3 protein-coding genes are annotated in these 2,048 nt (G+C 54.4%); all 3 read left to right on the forward strand.

Annotation, left to right across the window (positions count from 1 at the left end; all coding sequences use genetic code 11):
* Nucleotides 1–205 precede the first annotated feature (205 nt).
* The 3 genes from J3353_RS15845 to J3353_RS15855 all read left to right on the forward strand — a co-directional run bounded on the left by J3353_RS15845 (nt 206) and on the right by J3353_RS15855 (nt 1,979).
* Complete coding sequence (locus J3353_RS15845; RefSeq protein ID WP_015538297.1) at nt 206–433, forward strand: hypothetical protein; 228 nt, start codon at nt 206–208, stop codon at nt 431–433.
* A gap of 68 nt (nt 434–501) precedes the next feature.
* Nucleotides 502–1,176, forward strand: a complete 675-nt coding sequence (locus J3353_RS15850; protein ID WP_207685229.1) for a type II toxin-antitoxin system PemK/MazF family toxin — start codon at nt 502–504, stop codon at nt 1,174–1,176.
* On the forward strand, nt 1,167–1,979 hold the full coding sequence (locus J3353_RS15855) for a DUF6551 family protein (protein WP_207685230.1): 813 nt from the start codon (nt 1,167–1,169) through the stop codon (nt 1,977–1,979). The genes J3353_RS15850 and J3353_RS15855 overlap by 10 nt, the downstream gene beginning before the upstream one ends.
* Nucleotides 1,980–2,048 lie beyond the last annotated feature (69 nt).

Consider the following 2,048-nt stretch of genomic DNA (forward strand, 5'->3'; position numbering starts at 1 on the left):
GCAGACGGGGTGGCTGAAATGCCAATGAAGCGGTACAAGTCCGCTGCCAGATGTTTATGCCCCACTCGCAGGGAGCCGAGGGCGAATATGCGAGACCTTAACTTATTAAATCAGGCGTGGCCGAATGCTGTTTTCGGTCTTCGTCCACGCCTGTTCTTTTTACTTATTCCATATATCCACATTTTCGTCCTACATAGGAGGTTTTATGAACGAGAACGACCGTACCACCTTAGAGCAAGCGATCTACGAGGAAATGGAACTGACCCCAGAAATGATCCGGTCCATCCGCACGCTCTGCGGTGTCTGCCTTTGCAGTTTTGTAGAATCCAAGGCGTTCAAAATCGCCATCGTTCCTAGCGCAGACCGGAGCATGGACACTTGCACAGTCTGCCAGACCCGGCGCGGTCATGACTACGTTGTGATGAACCGCTGAACAAACACACCGCCTACTGCCAAGGAGGTGCAGCGAGTGGTGTACATATTGAAAAAGGAGGGTAGCATTTGATTCAAAACTGGAAATTCCAGCGCGGAGACATTTTCTTCACCCGTTTCGACAACGCCATCGGTTCAGAGCAAAGCGGGAATCGTCCGGCAGTCGTTCTCCAGAACGATGTGGGGAATTTTTACTCGCCCACGCTGATCGTGGCCACATTGACAAGCAAGGCTGCAAAAAAGTATACCCAGCCGACACACTGCCTGCTGGTGAACGATTTTCTCTCCGTTCCGTCCATCGTTCAGGCAGAGCAGATCTTTACCGTAGACAAGAGCAGGGTGCTGAAATTCCTCGGACACCTCACCCCGGAAGAAATGAGCCGGGTGGATGATGCTGTCCGTGCCAGTCTTGCCCTGAACCCGATGGGGAGCATTCAGCGGCTTCCACCTATCATCCGCTCTACGGCGGCTTACGCACCGCCTGAGGTGGTTGACGGAAAGCCGCCCATCTATCCTTACACGCCCATCAAATCGTCCTTTGAGGACGCCGGGAGCGTTGAGGACATGATGCTGTACACCGAACTGGAAGCTGCGGTACACGCAATGATCCAGCGGCTGGAATATAGCTTCACGTTCAACCCCAGCCTGCTCACCATCCCAAAGCGTAGGCAGCAGGTTGCTGAAATTCTGAAAGAAGCCGAAACGTACATCTGGAGGATCAAGGAGGAAATGCGATGCGCCTGAAAGACAACAACAATCCCTTCATCCATGTCAACCCGCCGTACCAGCTCATGGTCATCCACAGCAGCAAGCTGGTCTACCCCCGCGAACTGTATCAGCGCGGTGTGGAGCGCAAGCGTGTGGAACTGATCGCCGTCCACTTCAACGAATATGTGGCAAATGAGCCGAAGGTCAGTTTCCGCAACGGTCAGTTCATCGTAACGGATGGGCAGCACACCATCGAGGGGCGCATCCTCCGCAACGGCGGCAAGGATCTGCCGGTCCTCTGCAAGGTGTACACAGGCATGACCGTGGAGCAGGAAGCCCTGCTCTTTGCCGAGCAGAACGGCTTTTCCGCTCCGCTGACGGCAGGCATCAAGCTCCGTGCCAAGGTGGTGGGCGGCGATGCCATTTCCAAGGCGTTTCTCGCAGCCACCAACCGGGTGGGGTTGAGTCTCAATTATGACAGCCAGCAGCTGACCGATTACCGCATCGGCTGCGTTGGTACGGCTTTCCGGCTCTACAGGCAGATGGGCGAACCGCTCTACTGTGAAACGATGCGGCTGATCGTGGCAGCATGGGAGGGCAAACCGGATTCGTTCCGAGCCTCTGTTCTGAAAGGCATGATGCACTTTGTGGAACTGTACCACGGCGAGTTCAACGAAGAACGGCTGCTCCGTGCGCTGCGCAGCATCCACCCGGTCGATATTTATCGCATCGGGCAGGACGACCCCGCAAAGCTGCGCGGATGGAAAAAGTACGTTTTCCCCATCTACACCGCCTACAATGGCAAGTGCAGAAAAGACGTACTGCCGATGAAATTCTGATATTCACAGGCATTCCTCGTATAATAAAATAGTAGTATTTATAGACCGCTCTCCAGCGGAATGCTACAA

The organism is Faecalibacterium sp. Marseille-Q4137 (genome assembly GCF_017377535.1).
Classification (GTDB): Bacteria; Bacillota; Clostridia; order Oscillospirales; family Ruminococcaceae; genus Faecalibacterium; species Faecalibacterium duncaniae.

What these genes read in the sequence shown, in the direction of transcription:
- J3353_RS15855 (WP_207685230.1), top strand. Translation starts at nt 1,167, where the DNA reads ATGCGCCTGAAAGACAACAACAATCCCTTCATCCATGTCAACCCGCCG.
- J3353_RS15845 (WP_015538297.1), top strand. Translation starts at nt 206, where the DNA reads ATGAACGAGAACGACCGTACCACCTTAGAGCAAGCGATCTACGAGGAA.